Source organism: Janthinobacterium lyxosi (genome assembly GCF_051380665.1).
Classification (GTDB): domain Bacteria; phylum Pseudomonadota; class Gammaproteobacteria; order Burkholderiales; family Burkholderiaceae_D; genus Janthinobacterium.
This window is the reverse complement of record NZ_JBNYXM010000004.1, coordinates 12,648-27,247: the sequence shown is the minus strand read 5'-3', so window position 1 is coordinate 27,247 and position 14,600 is coordinate 12,648. Positions and strand designations below refer to the sequence as shown.

14 protein-coding genes and 1 riboswitch are annotated in these 14,600 nt (G+C 62.8%); of the genes, 5 read left to right on the top strand and 9 right to left on the bottom strand.

What is annotated here, in order from left to right:
- Positions 1–50: 50 nt before the first annotated feature.
- Positions 51–148: riboswitch (TPP riboswitch) on the bottom strand.
- A gap of 65 nt (positions 149–213) precedes the next feature.
- Entirely contained in the window at positions 214–1,371 is a 1,158-nt protein-coding gene (locus tag ACQ4WP_RS04825) for an iron-containing alcohol dehydrogenase (protein WP_436518926.1), read from the bottom strand.
- A 142-nt stretch (positions 1,372–1,513) separates the two neighbouring features.
- Between ACQ4WP_RS04825 and ACQ4WP_RS04820 the strand changes: the two genes are divergently transcribed.
- The gene (locus ACQ4WP_RS04820; protein ID WP_436518925.1) at positions 1,514–1,819 is read left to right on the top strand and encodes a ferritin family protein; all 306 of its coding nucleotides are present in this window, start codon (positions 1,514–1,516) and stop codon (positions 1,817–1,819) included.
- Between the two features lie 93 nt (positions 1,820–1,912).
- Positions 1,913–2,392 carry an Imm26 family immunity protein gene (locus tag ACQ4WP_RS04815; RefSeq protein WP_436518924.1) on the top strand — a complete coding sequence of 160 codons (480 nt, stop codon included), beginning with the start codon at positions 1,913–1,915 and terminating at the stop codon, positions 2,390–2,392.
- Between the two features lie 38 nt (positions 2,393–2,430).
- Here ACQ4WP_RS04815 and ACQ4WP_RS04810 read toward each other — a convergent pair whose 3' ends face one another.
- Both ACQ4WP_RS04810 and ompR read right to left on the bottom strand, forming a co-directional pair.
- Positions 2,431–3,789: a sensor histidine kinase family protein gene (locus tag ACQ4WP_RS04810; RefSeq protein WP_436518923.1), complete on the bottom strand. Its 1,359-nt coding sequence runs from the start codon at positions 3,787–3,789 to the stop codon at positions 2,431–2,433.
- A 13-nt stretch (positions 3,790–3,802) separates the two neighbouring features.
- Positions 3,803–4,504 carry an osmolarity response regulator transcription factor OmpR gene (gene ompR, locus ACQ4WP_RS04805; protein ID WP_223278807.1) on the bottom strand — a complete coding sequence of 234 codons (702 nt, stop codon included), beginning with the start codon at positions 4,502–4,504 and terminating at the stop codon, positions 3,803–3,805.
- A 264-nt stretch (positions 4,505–4,768) separates the two neighbouring features.
- Here ompR and ACQ4WP_RS04800 point away from each other — a divergent pair, with 264 nt between their 5' ends.
- Positions 4,769–5,158, top strand: a complete 390-nt coding sequence (locus ACQ4WP_RS04800; RefSeq protein WP_436518922.1) for a hypothetical protein — start codon at positions 4,769–4,771, stop codon at positions 5,156–5,158.
- Positions 5,159–5,328: 170 nt separating this feature from the next.
- Complete coding sequence (locus tag ACQ4WP_RS04795) at positions 5,329–7,188, top strand: flagellar assembly protein A (RefSeq protein ID WP_436518921.1); 1,860 nt, start codon at positions 5,329–5,331, stop codon at positions 7,186–7,188.
- On the opposite strand, the gene arfB is transcribed toward ACQ4WP_RS04795, so the two are convergent.
- Positions 7,189–7,587: an alternative ribosome rescue aminoacyl-tRNA hydrolase ArfB gene (gene arfB / locus ACQ4WP_RS04790; protein ID WP_034779396.1), complete on the bottom strand. Its 399-nt coding sequence runs from the start codon at positions 7,585–7,587 to the stop codon at positions 7,189–7,191.
- Positions 7,588–7,783: 196 nt separating this feature from the next.
- Between arfB and ACQ4WP_RS04785 the strand changes: the two genes are divergently transcribed.
- A complete protein-coding gene (locus ACQ4WP_RS04785; protein ID WP_436518920.1) occupies positions 7,784–8,284 on the top strand; it encodes a chemotaxis protein CheW in 501 nt (166 codons plus the stop codon).
- Between the two features lie 36 nt (positions 8,285–8,320).
- On the opposite strand, the gene ACQ4WP_RS04780 is transcribed toward ACQ4WP_RS04785, so the two are convergent.
- The 5 genes from ACQ4WP_RS04780 to ACQ4WP_RS04760 all read right to left on the bottom strand — a co-directional run bounded on the left by ACQ4WP_RS04780 (position 8,321) and on the right by ACQ4WP_RS04760 (position 14,546).
- Entirely contained in the window at positions 8,321–10,321 is a 2,001-nt protein-coding gene (locus ACQ4WP_RS04780; RefSeq protein WP_436518919.1) for an ATP-binding cassette domain-containing protein, read from the bottom strand.
- A gap of 49 nt (positions 10,322–10,370) precedes the next feature.
- Entirely contained in the window at positions 10,371–11,261 is an 891-nt protein-coding gene (gene prmB, locus ACQ4WP_RS04775; protein WP_131687273.1) for a 50S ribosomal protein L3 N(5)-glutamine methyltransferase, read from the bottom strand.
- A gap of 56 nt (positions 11,262–11,317) precedes the next feature.
- A complete protein-coding gene (dapE, locus tag ACQ4WP_RS04770; RefSeq protein ID WP_436518918.1) occupies positions 11,318–12,454 on the bottom strand; it encodes a succinyl-diaminopimelate desuccinylase in 1,137 nt (378 codons plus the stop codon).
- Positions 12,455–12,509: 55 nt separating this feature from the next.
- Positions 12,510–12,866: an ArsC family reductase gene (locus ACQ4WP_RS04765; protein WP_436518917.1), complete on the bottom strand. Its 357-nt coding sequence runs from the start codon at positions 12,864–12,866 to the stop codon at positions 12,510–12,512.
- A gap of 132 nt (positions 12,867–12,998) precedes the next feature.
- Complete coding sequence (locus ACQ4WP_RS04760; protein WP_436518916.1) at positions 12,999–14,546, bottom strand: FAD-dependent oxidoreductase; 1,548 nt, start codon at positions 14,544–14,546, stop codon at positions 12,999–13,001.
- Between the last annotated feature and the right edge of the window lie 54 nt (positions 14,547–14,600).

Genomic DNA, 14,600 nt, shown 5'->3' with positions numbered 1-14,600 from the left:
CACGGCAGGCTGCTTGTTCGGCTGGCGCCAACGCAGGAGCTATCAAAGGAGGGAGGTACTTTGCGCTTTCCTTCGCTGGCATTATCCAGATCAGGTACGAAGGGTATCTCTCACCCGGATGACTGCTCCAGGACCCCTAGCGGTTGACAGCTTAGCATGAAGCACGGCCAGCTGTCCCCTTGGCTGACCGTTTTACAACAGTGCAGACCGAATCTACAGACTCAGTTCCAGCACCTTGCGGCTGACGGCGGGTGTTACTTCGCGCTGTTCGCCCAGCGCCGTCATGCCGTGCGCTTCCAGGGCGGCCACGACGGCATCCACGCTGGCATGGTTCAGGCCGTAGTCGGCCAGGCGCGTCTTGACGCCCATGTGGCGGAAGAAGAATTCCGTGCGGGCAATGGCCGCTTCGATGCGGCCATCCTCGTCGCCGCCATCGAGTCCCCACACGCGGGCCGCGTACTGCAGCAGCTTGGCGCGTTTGGCCTGCTTGCGCACGCGCAGCATGCTGGGCAGGATGATGGCCAGGGTTTGCGCGTGATCGAGCTCGTACAGGGCCGTCAATTCGTGGCCGATGGCGTGCGTGGACCAGTCCTGCGGCACGCCCACGCCGATCAGGCCGTTCAAGGCCAGGGTGGCGCTCCACATCACGTTGGCGCGCACATCGTAGTCATCCGGGTGCGACAGGGCTTTCGGGCCTTCTTCGATCAAGGTCAACAGAATGCCTTCGGCGAAGCGGTCTTGCACCGACGCATTCACGGGGTAGGTCAAATACTGTTCCATGACATGTGCAAACGCATCGACGACGCCATTGCCCACCTGGCGCAGCGGCAAGGTAAATGTTTTCGACGGGTCCAGCACGGAAAATTTCGGATACACCTTGCGGCTCATGAACGAGCGCTTTTCCTGCGTGGCCTTGCGCGTGATCACGGCCGAGCCATTCATTTCGGAACCCGTGGCCGGCAAAGTGAGCACTGTGCCGAAGGGCAGGGCGGCCTCGACGATCTTGCCGCCTTTCGCCAGGATGTCCCAGGCCTCGCCCTCATGCAGGGCGGCGGCGGCGATGAACTTCGTGCCGTCGACCACGGAGCCGCCGCCGACGGCCAGCAGGAAGTCGATGCGCTCGCTTTTCACCATGGCCACGGCCTGCATCAGGGTTTCATAGCTGGGATTGGGTTCGATGCCGGCAAATTCCAGCACCGTGTGGCCGGCCAGCGCCGCCCTGACTTCATCGTAGACGCCGTTCTGCTTGATGCTGCCGCCGCCGTAGGTCATCAGGACCCGCGCCTGCGGCGGAATCAGGCTGGCGATGGCGGCGATCTGGCCTTGGCCGAAGAGGATTTGCGTCGGATTGTAAAAGTCGAAATTGAACATGGGGCTCCTGCCGCTGAGGTTTAGGCTGTTGCTGAGCCATGATTATGGCCGAATGGGTGGAAACGTGTCGTGGACGCTTGAGCTTTTCGCCCGCGCGGTGGAGAATGCAGCCGATGTCACCACCACGCGAAAAGGAATGCGCATGACCACCGTCCCACTGGAAGAAGCGGGTTTGCCGGCCACGGCACTCGACATGCACCGCGCCATCGGCGCCACCATCGCCGCACTGCAGGCGCTGGACTTGAACAGCCAGCGCTTCGAGGCGTGCACGGACCCGGAACTGCGCCGCGTGCTGGCGCATGCGGGCGACACCAGCCGCAAGGAAGCGGCCATGCTGCTCGAATGGATGCGCCGCCGCGACGCGCGCCTGGACGCGGCCATGAAGGAAGCGCTGTTCAAGGCGGGGCCGATTGTTGCCCAGTATCACTATGATGAGAAAATAGTGTAACTATTGGTTTGTTGCTGTGGCGTACCATGCGCCACTTTCGCCTTGCTTCGCGTAGACTGTGCCCCGAACACGATTTTGGGAGAGTTTGCAACGATGAGATCATTACCATACCGAGAAGGCAGCTGGTTTGCCGTGCCCTTGCCGGGCGGCGGCTATGCCGTCGGCGTGGTGGCGCGCCGGGCGCCTGCCGGGCGCATCATGCTGGCGTATATGTTCGGGCCGAAGCGCGACAGCTTGCCTGCGCTGGAAGAACTGGAAGGCTTGCGGCCGGAACAGGCCCTGCGCCGCCTGCGCACGGGCGACATGGCCCTGCTCAACGAACGCTGGCCCCTGCTGGGCGACAGCGGCCACTGGGAGCGCGATGCCTGGCCCATGCCGGCCTTTATCCGCCGCAATGAATCCCTGCAGCGCGCCTGGCGCGCCAGCTATGCGGACGCCGACCCTGCCAAGCTGAACCGTGAGGAATCGATTCCCTTCGATACGCCGGGCATGGAAAGCGATTCGCTGTACGGTTACGGGGCGACGGAATTGTTGATGAATAAATTGCTGGGGCCGGAACGGGCGTCCGCCTGAAAGGCAGGGAGCGGCTCAGCCGTGCCGTTCCCCTTCGTTTATACCGCTGGCAAGCTGATCTGAAACGCCAGGCCGCCGCCTTCGCGGTTGCGCACTTGTAAGTCAGCGCCATGGCGCAGCAGCACGCGGTCGACGATGGCCAGGCCCAGGCCGGCGCCATTTGCCTGCCCGCGCGCCGTGTCGAGGCGGGTGAACGGTTTCATCAATTGCTCGATCTTTTCCGCCGGCACGCCGGTGCCGTGATCTTGCACCTCGATAATCACCTTTTTCACGCCATGGCTGGTGCGCACCTGGCAGGCGATGTCGATTTCCGTCATGTCGCTGCCTGGCGTCTTGCCATAGCGGCGCGCATTTTCGATCAGGTTGTTGAGCACGCGGCGCAAATCGGTGGGGTTGCCCATCGCATGCGCGCCTTCGGCGATGCTGGCGTTGATCTTCAGGTCCGGCAAGCGCATCGCCTCGCGCGTCATGTCGCTCAGCAAGCCGCTCAGGTCGATATCCGTAAAGCTCGACGCTTCCGTCGGCTTGGCATAGTCGAGGAACTGGCCGATGATGGCGTCCATTTGTCCGATATCGGACTGGATGCCTAAGCGTGCCTCGTCCGACAGGTTCGCCATTTCCACTTCCAGCTGCATGCGCGCCAGCGGTGTGCGCAAGTCGTGCGAAATGCCCGCCAAAATCACGGCGCGGTCCGATTCCACCTGCTTCAAATCGTCGACCATCTGGTTGAAGCTGCGGTTCGCCTCGATGATTTCGATCGGACCCTTTTCCGGCAGCGGCGCCGGCTGCTTGCCCTTGGCGATGTCGCGCGCGGCCGCCGTCAAACGCGACAGCGGCAAATTGATCAGGCTGGAAATGATGGCCGCTCCCAGCAGGGATAGCAGGGACACCAGGCTGGCCCAGCCCAGCCACTGGAAGCCCGTCAGGCCGCGCAGGCGCTCGCGGTCCAGCATCAGCCAGTATTCATCGTCGTCGATCTTGAAGCTGACCCAGAAACCGGCCACGCCGTTGACGCGCGCGGAAAAGCGCGTGTCCTTGTCCAGCTTGGCTTTCACCTGCGCCTCGATCTCGGGCATCAGGTAATTGTCGGGCGGCGGCTCGATGCGGTCGTCCTCTTCCAGCGAGAAGATGCGGATGCCTTCGTTGCTGACGAGGTCGAACAGCAGCTCGCGCCGCAGCTCGGGCGCCGAGTGCGTCAGTGCCGCATGCGTGATGGTGACGACGGAAATGATCTGGGCGGAAATCTGCTGCGCCTGCGGCTCGCGCTGGATGACGGAAATCATGCCGATCCAGGTGATCATGCTGACCGTGGTCAAGGTGCCGAGCAGCAAAAAGGTGCGCCAGAACAGGCCGCTTTTCAGCCGCGCCAGGCTGATATCGGGAACAAGCTTCATCATGCCTTGCCTGCGATCAGCGCGGCTGTCCGTCCGGGATGAAGACGTAACCCAGGCCCCACACGGTCTGGATGAACAGCGGGCTCGACGGATCGGGTTCGATCAGCTTGCGCAGGCGCGAGATTTGCACGTCCAGGCTGCGGTCGAATACTTCGTATTCGCGGCCACGCGCCAGTTCCATCAGTTTTTCACGCGACAGCGGCTGGCGCGCATGGCGGGCAAACACTTTCAGCACGGAAAACTCGCCCGTTGTCAGGGGCACCGTTTCGCCATTCTTTTTCAGGGTGCGCGTGCCCAGGTCCAGCACGAAGTCGCCGAATTCGAAGGTTTGCGGCGTTTCCGATGGCGCGCCCGGGATTTCATCGGGACCCTTGCGGCGCAGCACGGCGCCGATGCGGGCCACCAGTTCGCGCGGATTGAACGGTTTCGGCAGGTAGTCGTCGGCGCCCATTTCCAGGCCGACGATGCGGTCCACGTCTTCGCCCTTGGCCGTCAGCATGATGATCGGTGTCTGGTCACCCGCGCCGCGCAGGCGGCGGCAGATCGACAGGCCGTCTTCGCCGGGCAGCATCAAATCGAGCACCAGCAAGTCGTAGCGTTCGCGCAGCCACAGTTTGTTCATGGCCGTCGCGCTCTCTGCCGTGAAGACATTGAAACCCTGTTCAGTCAGGTAGCGGCGCAGCAGGTCGCGCAGGCGCACATCGTCATCGACCACCATGATTTTTGCCTGGTGGCCGTGGATCGATTGCGTAGTCGTGTTGCTGCCGGAAGTGGAGGTTGTGGTCATTTAGGGTGTCGTGTTATCTTATATTAGTTGCTATAGTAACGCCTCGCGCGGCGTCGGCAAGGGGCTGTGGCGACCCATTACAAAGTGTTACAAACTTTACCCAATTACTCTTACTGCACCGTGTAAAGCATCATACACTGGGGCCACAGTGGAAATCAGCTTTAAGTTTATACGGCATCGCGGAAGAGGAAACCAATGAATATCTTTACTAAAAAAATTCACGCCGCTCCCAGCGCAGCTATTGCCGCACGTACGACTGTGCTGTCCGCATTTGCCGTTTGCTCCGTGTTTGCCGCCAGCCTGGCGCTGGCACAAAACCAGCCGCCGCCACGCCGTGACGACCAGCAGCAAGTGCAGGCCCAGCGCTATGAACAGGTACAGCGCAGCAATAGCAATGATACGCGACTGCGCGAACAGCGTGACGCACGCAGTTTCGACACGCGCGCCGAAGAGCAGCGCCGCGCCAACGAGGGCGCCGACGCCTCGCGCCGCACGGGCCGCATGACGCCCGACGAGCGCCGCGACCTGCGCCGCCAGATCAACGAAGTGGGCCAGGATATATATTCCAACCCGCCGCGCCGCTAGGTATCGCGCACCCCATCCGACAGGGCCATCTCGCAAGACATGGCCCTGTTTGCATCTGGCAGCCCGCTTTTTTGCTCATTTATGCTCAGTCAGGCACGCCGCCCCGCCCCGTGATATTGTGCTAATGCACTGAGGCAATTCTCTGAATGTGTTGCTGGAGGAGGCAAGTGGTGAGCGACGACGACACGCCCGTTCCTGATGCTGCCCAAGCGGGCAGCTTGCCGCATGGCCTGGTCTCGCGTGACGAGGGCGTGTGCCTGGACCTGTCTCTGGCGCCCGCGCAGTTGCGCGCCGCCGTCGACCAGCTGTTCCAGTCGGGGCTGCTGCTGGCCGGCCTCGATTACGCTTTGTTCCTGCTGACCCTGTTCCATGCCCCCGCGCCCCGCGCCGCGCCCAAGAGCGACGCCTTGCTGCGCATCGCCGCCCGCGTGGCGCCATTCCCACCCCAGCGCCGCGCGCTGTATAAGCAAGTCAAGATCCGTGGCGACAGCGCCGAGTTTTACTTCGAAGTGCTGTCGCCGGACGCGGAGGGCCAAGTGCCGGCGCGCCGCGAGTTTGACGAGCTGGTGGCAGACCTGTGGTGCAAGGGCGTGCACTATGGCATCGATGGCGCGGCCGTACGCGCCATTCTTGGCAGCGGCAAGGCCGAGCGCATCACGGTGGCGCGGGTACTGCCGCCGCAGCCGGGGCGCGACGCCCAGCTAGTTGAAGTGTCGCAAGGCATCCACCGCGACGACGCGCCGCGCGAACGCTCCGACGGTCGCCTCGATTTGCTCAGCTTCAAGAACCGTTTCCCGCAAGTGAAAAAACACGCGCGCCTGCTGCGGCTGCTGCCTGGTGCGCCCGGCTTGCCCGGCTACGACCTGGCCGGCACGCTGCTGCCGCCGCCCGCGCCGCTGGAGCTGGACCTGGCGGCGGTGGCAGGTGTGGGTACGGCGGTCGAGCGCTTCAGCGATGGCGATTACGTCGTGGCCACCCAGGATGGCTATGTGAGTGTCGATGAACACGGCAAGATCTCCATCGAAAACAAGATCGTCAGCCGCGAAGGCGTCAGCAGCCGCACCACGGGCAATCTGAAGCTGCGCGCTGCGTACGAGGAATATGGCGAAGTGCAGGAGCAGCGCCAGCTCGACGGCAGCGACATCACCATCCATGGCGACGTGTATGGCCATCTGCACTCGCATGGCGGGCTGATCTTATTGCACCGCAACCTGGTGGGCGGTACGGCGTTGAATGAACACGGCGACGTGCGCGTCGAGGGCGTGGCTTCCGGTTCCGTGTTGCAGGCGCTGAGCGGCGAAGTGCATGTGAAGCGGGCCGAAAGCTGCGTCATCGCCGGCACGCGCGTGGTGATCGAGCATGCCAGCAATTGCGAGATCATCGCCGACGAGGTTGTCATCGAGCTGGCCGAAGGCTGCGCCGTGGCGGCACGCACCATTCGCATCGGCAGCGCCGGTCCGCGCAGGCAGGTGGAGATGCTGCTGTTCCCGCTGGTGCCCGATTTGAGCGCGCTGGAGCAAAGGATTGCGGAAAGCCTGGAGAAGGCGGCCCAGTACCAGCAGGCGCAGCACAAGCGCCAGCAGGAAATCGATGCCATTGCGCAATTGCCCGAGGTGCGCAACTACCTGACCCTGGCGGGCCAGCTGCGGCGTGGCGAATTGCAGCTGCAGCCGGCGCAGCAACTGCAGTACGACAAGCTGGCCGCGCGCATCGCCCCCGTGCTGAAGGAAGTGGCGCGCCTGCGCGTGGAGGTGAAACAGTCGGAAATCCTGCAGGCGCAAATGCTGTCGCTGGTGGCGCAAGTGCGCCAGCAGCGGCAAGCGACGGCCGGCCAGTCGCGCTGCAGCCTGGGCCTGGTCGACGGCGAAACGGCGGTGCGCACGATGGTCGTGCCGCCCGGGCCGGCCAAGGTCTACGACCGGCCGCCGAAAGAGATCAAGGCGCTGTTGCGCAGCGCCACGCCAGCCACGCAGCCCGTGTTTGCGGACAGCACAGGCAGCCTTGAGTGGACCTACCAGCCACCACCCTGATCAGTCGATAACCTTGCCGCGAGATTGCTTGAGGACGCTATGCGTGCTCTTGCTGTCGAGGCGGCGCCGTTGCGAGCTGCGCGTGGGCTTGGTGGCGCGGCGCACGGCGGGCAGGAAGGTCACGCTGTCGATGATTTCCTGCAAGCGCCGCAAGGCTTCTTCCTTGTTCTGTTCCTGGCTGCGCGATTGTTGCGCCTTGAGCACCAGCACGCCATCCTTGCTGATGCGGCTGTCGCGCAAGGCCAGCAGCCGCTCCTTGTACGCTTCCGGCAGCGACGAGGCGGCGATGGGAAAGCGCAAATGGATGGCGCTGGAGACCTTGTTGACGTTCTGCCCGCCCGGGCCCTGGGCGCGGATGGCGGAAAATTCAACTTCAGCGGGATTGACGAGGTGTTGCATGGTCTGCCTGTGGGGAAATGATGCCCGTATTGTAAGGGAAGATGGCTGCGCCGGCGCAAGGCCGGGCGCTGAGTGTCAGCATGCCTCCTGGGAAAGTTGATGTTTCTCAACGCCGCCTGCGGCGATGCTGGTTAGCATGGGGCCAACGTTGCGCCACTGCGTATCCTGGCAGCGCTTACCGGATGAAAGGAACATCATGCAGCCCACGACGACGCCTGGCGCCGCAGCAACGGCGGAACATAGCACCCTGCAATACCTGACGCAGTACTTGAGCTTCCGGCTGGGTGGCCTGGAATACGGCCTCGATTACCGTCGTGTGCGGGAATTGCGTCCGCTGAAGGAGCTCGACCGCTTCTCCTCGGAAGGGGAAGTGTTGCACAGCGTGGCTGTCTCGCGCGGCATGATCATCCCCATCGTCGACATGCGCGCCGCGTTCGGCAGCGCCCGGGGCGCGCCCGACCCGTCCATCGACGTGATCATCCTGCAGCTGAGCAATGGCGTGATGGGCATGGTGGTCGATGGCGTCACCGATATCGTCAGCCTGGCACCCGCTGACATCGCCGCCGTGCCCGGCCTGGGCGAGGCGGAAGCCGATTATTTGCTGGGCCTGGGCACGGTGGGGGGCCGCCGGCTGATCCTCGTCGACATCGACCGCCTGATGGCGATCCGCAGCCCCAGCCCCATGCAGGCGGCCTAAAAAAAGACGACCCGGAAGTCGTCTTTGTGTTTTGCGTTAGCCGAGTTTCTCGAGCTGGTCTTGCAAGTCCAGCCATTCCGCTTCCAGCTGCGCCAGGTCCTTGGTGAAGAAGGTCTGGTCAGCCAGCAATTGCTTCAGCTTGGCCTTGTTGGCCGCGTCGTAGATGGTCGGTTCGCCCAGCTTGGCTTCCGTTTCCGCCTTTTGTGCGTTGCGCTTGGCGATCTGCTCTTCCTGGCGCTTGATCTTGTTTTCGATCGGCTTGCGCAAGGCTGCTGCCTTCTGGCGGTCTTCCGCTTCCTGGCGCTTGTCGCGCACGGGCGCGGCAGGGGCGGCAGGGGCTACCGGCGAAGGTACGGAAGAAGTCACGGGGAAGTCCGTCTTGTTGGCCTTGCCGGCGGCCGGCAGCACGTCCGTGCCCTTGCCCAGCTTGGTCTTGAACAGCCAATCCTTGTAGTCGTCCAGGTCGCCGTCGAACGGCTGCAGCTTGCCGTCGGCAACGATGATGAATTCATCGGTGGTAGCGCGCAGCAAGTGGCGATCATGGGAAACGACGACCAGCGTGCCTTCGAACTGGGCCAGCGCTTCCGTCAGTGCTTCGCGTGTTTCCAGATCCAGATGGTTGGTCGGTTCATCGAGCAGCAGCAAGTTCGGACGCTGCCAGACGATCAGCGCCAGCGCCAAACGGGCTTTTTCGCCGCCCGAGAATGGTGCGATCGAGGCGGTGACCATGTTGCCGGGGAAGTTGAAACCACCCAGGAAGTTGCGCAGTTCCTGCTCGCGCACGGTCGGCGCGATCTTGGCCAGATGCCACAGTGGCGATTCGTCGTGGCGCAGCATTTCCACCTGGTGCTGGGCGAAGTAGCCGATGTTGAGGCCCTTGCCCATGGTGGCGTCGCCCGTCAGCGGCATCAGTTCGCCGGCGATGGTCTTGATCAGGGTCGACTTGCCGGCGCCGTTCTGGCCCAGCAGGCCGATGCGCTGGCCGATCTGCAGCGAAAACTTGATGCCGTTGACGATGGTCTTGTGCGTGATTTCGCCCGTGGCTTCGTTTTCGATCTTGTAGCCCGCGTCGACGTCTTCCATCACCATCAGCGGATTCGGTGCGCTCAAAGGCTCGCGGAATTCGAACGAGAATTCGGCGGCGGCGCGCAAGGGCGCCAGCTCTTCCATCTTCGCCAGCGCCTTCATGCGGCTTTGCGCCTGGCGGGCTTTCGAGGCTTGCGCCTTGAAGCGGTTGACGAACGATTCCAGGTGGGCACGCTTGCGCTGTTGCTTTTCCAGCGCGCCGGCAGCCAGGATCATCTGCGCCGCGCGTTGGCGCTCGAAGCTCGAGTAGTTGCCCGAATAGCGCTTCAGCTTGCGCTCGTCGATATGCACGACGACGTTGACCACTTCATCGAGGAAGTCGCGGTCATGGGAAATGATCAGCAAGGTGCCGGCATAGCGCTTCAGCCAGTCTTCAAGCCAGATGATGGCGTCCAGATCCAAGTGATTGGTCGGTTCATCGAGCAGCAGCAGGTCGGACGGGCACATCAGCGCCTGCGCCAGGTTCAAACGCATGCGCCAGCCGCCGGAGAAGCTGGCGACAGGTTGCTGCATCTGGTCCAGGGTAAAACCCAGGCCCAGCAGCAATTGCTCGCCGCGCGACTGCACCGTGTAGGCGTCGGCATCGGCCAGCGCGCTGTACATGTTGCCGATGGCGATGCCGTTTTCCGTGCTTTCCGGTTGCGACTCGAGATGCGCCAGTTCAGCTTCCAGTTTGCGCAAGGTGGCGTCGCCATCGATCGCATAGTCGAGCGCGGCACGGTCCAGCGGCGGTGTTTCCTGCGCCACGTAAGCCACGCGCCACTTGGCCGGGAAATCGATCTCGCCCTGGTCAGGGTGCAATTCGCCGCGCATCATGGCGAACAGGCTCGATTTGCCCGCGCCATTGGCGCCGATCAGGCCGATCTTGTCGCCCGGGTTGAGGGTGACATCGACTTGTTCGAGCAACGGTTTGATGCCGCGCATCAGGCTTACTTGTAGGAAACGTATCATTTTTTTCTTTGTGTTGTAAATTAAGGCGCTGTGCCGCTTACGCCAGCGCTTATGCCAGCTTGAGCTGCTCGGCCGTCAGCAGGAATACCATGTCGTCGCCGGCGCTCGTCGTCAGCCAGGTCAGGCCCAGCTCGCCGAAGGCCGCTTCCGCGTATGCGCGTTCGTTGCCGATTTCAATCATCAGGATGCCATCGTCCGTCAGGCGTTCGGCCGCGCCGGCGATGATCTTGCGTACCAGGTCCATGCCGTCGCTGCCGCCGTCGAGGGCGATTTGCGGTTCGGCCAGGTATTCCTGGGGCAGGGCGCCCATCGACGCGGAATTCACGTATGGCGGGTTGCTGATGATCAAATCATATTTCTTGGCCGGCACGTTCGCGTACAGGTCCGATTCGATCAAGGTGACGCGATCCTGCAATTTATACGTGTCGACGTTGCGCTTGGCCACGGCCAGCGCGTCGGCGGAAATGTCCACCGCGTCCACTGCGGCGTTCGGGAAGGCGTCGGCCATCATGATGGACAGGCAGCCCGAGCCGGTGCACAGTTCCAGGATGTTTTCCACCGCTTCCGGTTCCGCCACCCAGGGCGAGAAGTATTCAGGGATCAGCTCGGCGATGAAGGAGCGGGGCACGATCACGCGCTCGTCGACGTAAAAGTTGTACGTGCCCAGCCAGCCTTCCTTGGTGATGTAGGCAGCTGGCACGCGGTCGATGCTGCGGCGGTCGATGACCGTCATCACGCTGGCCACTTCCGACGGCAGCAATTTGGCGTCGAGAAACGGTTCGAGCTTGTCGAGTGGCAACTTCAAGGTGTGCAGGATCAGATAGGCCGCTTCGTCGAACGCTTCGGCGCTGCCGTGGCCGAAAAACAGCTTGGCGGTATTAAAACGGGTAACGGCGTAGCGCAGCAGGTCGCGTGGCGTGGAAAACGGGTTCGGGGTCATGGCATTCTCGAAAAGACGGTGTTCTGGCCCGCCGTGACGGGCCTCGGTATTCTGGTTCAGACGGGCAGCAAATGCTCCAGCGTGCGCCGGTAAATATTCTTCAGGGGATCGATGTGGCGCAGTTCGATGTGCTCGTCGATCTTGTGAATACTGGCATTGGGCGGCCCGAATTCTATCACTTGGGGGCAGATTTGCGCGATAAACCGGCCATCCGAGGTGCCGCCCGTGGTCGATAACTGCGTCACAATGCCCGTTTCCGCGTGAATCGCGGACGACAGCGCATTGGAGAGGGTGCCGCGTGGCGTGAGGAAGGGCAGGCCGCTCAGGGTCCACTGTAAAGCGTATTGCAAGTCATGCCTGTCGAGGATGGCGTGCACGCGTTCCTGCAGGTTTTCCGCCGTGCTGGCCGTGGAAAAGCGGAAATTGAAATCGATCACCATATCGCCCGGAATCACGTTGTTGGCGCCCGTGCCTGCGTTGATATTCGACATTTGCCAGGAGGTCGGCAGGTAGTACTCATTGCCTGCATCCCATTTTTCCTCGACCAGGTCGGCCAGCGCCTGCGCCGCTTCGTGGATGGGGTTTTTCGCCAGGTGCGGGTAGGCGATATGGCCTTGCACGCCCTTGATCGTCAATCGGCCCGACAGCGAACCGCGGCGGCCATTCTTGATCATGTCGCCCAGTTGCGCGCTTGACGTCGGCTCGCCCACCAGGCAATAGTCGATCTGCTCGCCCCGCGCCTTCAGTTGCTCGCAGACGATGACGGTGCCGTCCGTGGCCGGGCCTTCCTCGTCGCTGGTGATCAGGAAGGCGATCGAGCCCGTGTGCTCGGGCGTGGCGGCGATGAACTCTTCGCAGGCTACCACCATGGCGGCAATCGACGTCTTCATGTCGGCCGCGCCACGGCCGTACAGCTTGCCGTCGCGCTGGGTGGGGATGAAGGGCTGCGAGCGCCATTGCTCGACGGGACCCGTGGGTACCACATCCGTATGGCCGGCAAAGACGAACACGGGGGAGGTCGTGCCGCGCCGCGCCCATAGGTTGGTGACGTCGTTCGACTGTATCGTCTCGCAGGCAAAACCCAGCGGCGTGAGGAGGTCGATCAGGTGCTGCTGGCAGCCCTTGTCATCGGGCGTGACCGAGGACAGGGCAATCAGTTTTTCGGTCAGGGCGAGGGTTTTGGAGGTGGTCATGGTGTAGAGCGGGGTCGTACCCTTGGGTGCGACCCCAGCCTTGCAGGTGTCGGGTTTAAACTGAAAAAATGGCTGAATACTGCGCATCGGAAAACGCCACGCTGAACTTTCCATCCTTGTCCAGCACGGGACGCTTGATGATGGACGGGTTTTCCAGCATCAGTTCCAGGGCGCTGGCCGCGTCGACGGTGGCGGCTTTGCGCTCGTCGGACAGGGCGCGCCAGGTCGTGCCTTTCTTGTTGACCAGTACATCACATGGCAATTGCTGCAGCCACGCTTCCACGGTGGCGCGTTCCAGGCCCTGTTTCTTGAAGTCGTGGAAGGTGAAATCGAGTTGCTGTGCGGCCAGCCAGGTGCGGGCCTTTTTGACGGTATCGCAATTGGGGATACCGTAGAGTGTAATGGTCGTCATGGGTAGGGCTAAGGGGGATGAATGCGGTTCGCTTGATCGCGGCGCTTGCGCCAGAGCAAAATGCGATGTTAGCCGCCATTATACAGTCGATGCGCAGTCGATGCGGCGCTGCAACACGGCCCTGTGATTCCCCTACACGGGCCTTGGCGCCGCCTTGCCTGATTCTGCCGGACCGAAATGCAGGCCCAGGCGCAAGGCCAGGGCGCGCAGGGCGCCGCTTTCCTGCTGGTGCAGGGCCAGCGCGATATGGCCGTCGGGGCGCACGAGGTAGGCCGCGTCGCGGCCCAGGCCGGCCAGCTTGGCGGCCACGTTATACGTGTAGCAATGCACGGGCAGCTTCAGCACACGCGCTTCGCCAAGCAGCTCGGGCGCCGCTTCGCCATAGATGTGCAATTGCCAATCCATGCTGCGCAAGGCCGTGAAATTGTCTTGCGTGCCATCCGAGAACCACGGCAGGCGGTCGCCACCGCGCAGGTATTGCGCGTGGCCTGCGGAAAGGGCGCTGTCTTCATAGCTGATCTGGATTTGCGACACGGTCTGGAACAGCAAACGGCGCGCCCTCCCGAAGCCCGAGAGGAAGGGCAGCGCATGCGGCACCAGCCAGCGCCTGAGGAATTGCCCGGCCATGCCTTGCGCGACGATGGCCTGGAAGGCGCGGTCGGTGGTGGCGACGAGTTTGCGGGCAAACACGATGCGCTCGCTTTCATAGGTGTCGAGCAAGGCGTCGTTGCTCTGCCCCCGCAGCTTTTGCGCCAGTTTCCAGGCCAGGTTGACGGCGTCGCCCAGGCCCGTGTTCATGCCCTGGCCACCCACGGGGCTGTGCAGATGGGCCGCGTCGCCCAGGATGAAGCAGCGCCGTTCGCGAAACTGCGCCGCCACCCGGTGGTGGACTTTATAGGTGGAAAACCAGTTCACATGCTCGACCTGGATGCCCAGCAAGGCTTGCACCTGTTCGCGCACGTCGTCGAAGACGGGCGCCGGCGCGCCATCGGGGCGGTCGGGCAGGATGCCGATCAGGCGCTGCATGCCGCTGGTGCGCACCGGCAACATCAGCGCAAACGCGTTCGCGCCCAGGTGGGCGTGCAAATCCGTATTGCTGCCGGCCACTTGCGCATCGGCCACGTAGTACAGGTGATCGTAGGTGCCGCCGGAGAATTCAAAGCCGGCGATCTCGCGGACCTTGCTGCGGGCGCCGTCGCAGCCGCAGATATAATCAAACGTACAATATTGTCTTTCGCCATTGCTGAGCAGGATGGCTTGCACTTCGCTATCGTCCTGCGTCCACAGGTCCAGCGCGACATTCCATTCCACATGCACGCCGGCCGCCGCCAGTTTGCTGATAAGAAAGCGTTCATGCTCGTCCTGGGGCAGGCTCAGCACGAAAGGGTAGGGGCTCAGCCCTTCGCCGATCTCGCCCAGGGCCAGTTTCACCAGCTCTTCTCCCCCTTCATGGATGTGCATGGCATTGATCTTGATGCCCAGGCTGACCAGCTCATCGGCAAAGCCCAGCTGCTGGTAAAACTCCAGAGTGCGCGCATGCACGGCCATGGCCCGCGACGCCTGCCCGGGACCGCTGTTCTTGTCGATGATGCGGCAATCGACGCCATGGCGCGCCAGGCGCAGGGCAAGCATGAGGCCGGTAGGACCGGCGCCGATGATCAATACGGGAGGAGTATTCATGCCATTCAGTATAGGACAGGATGGCGTAAGGCTGCGGGACGATTGAAGTTGCTA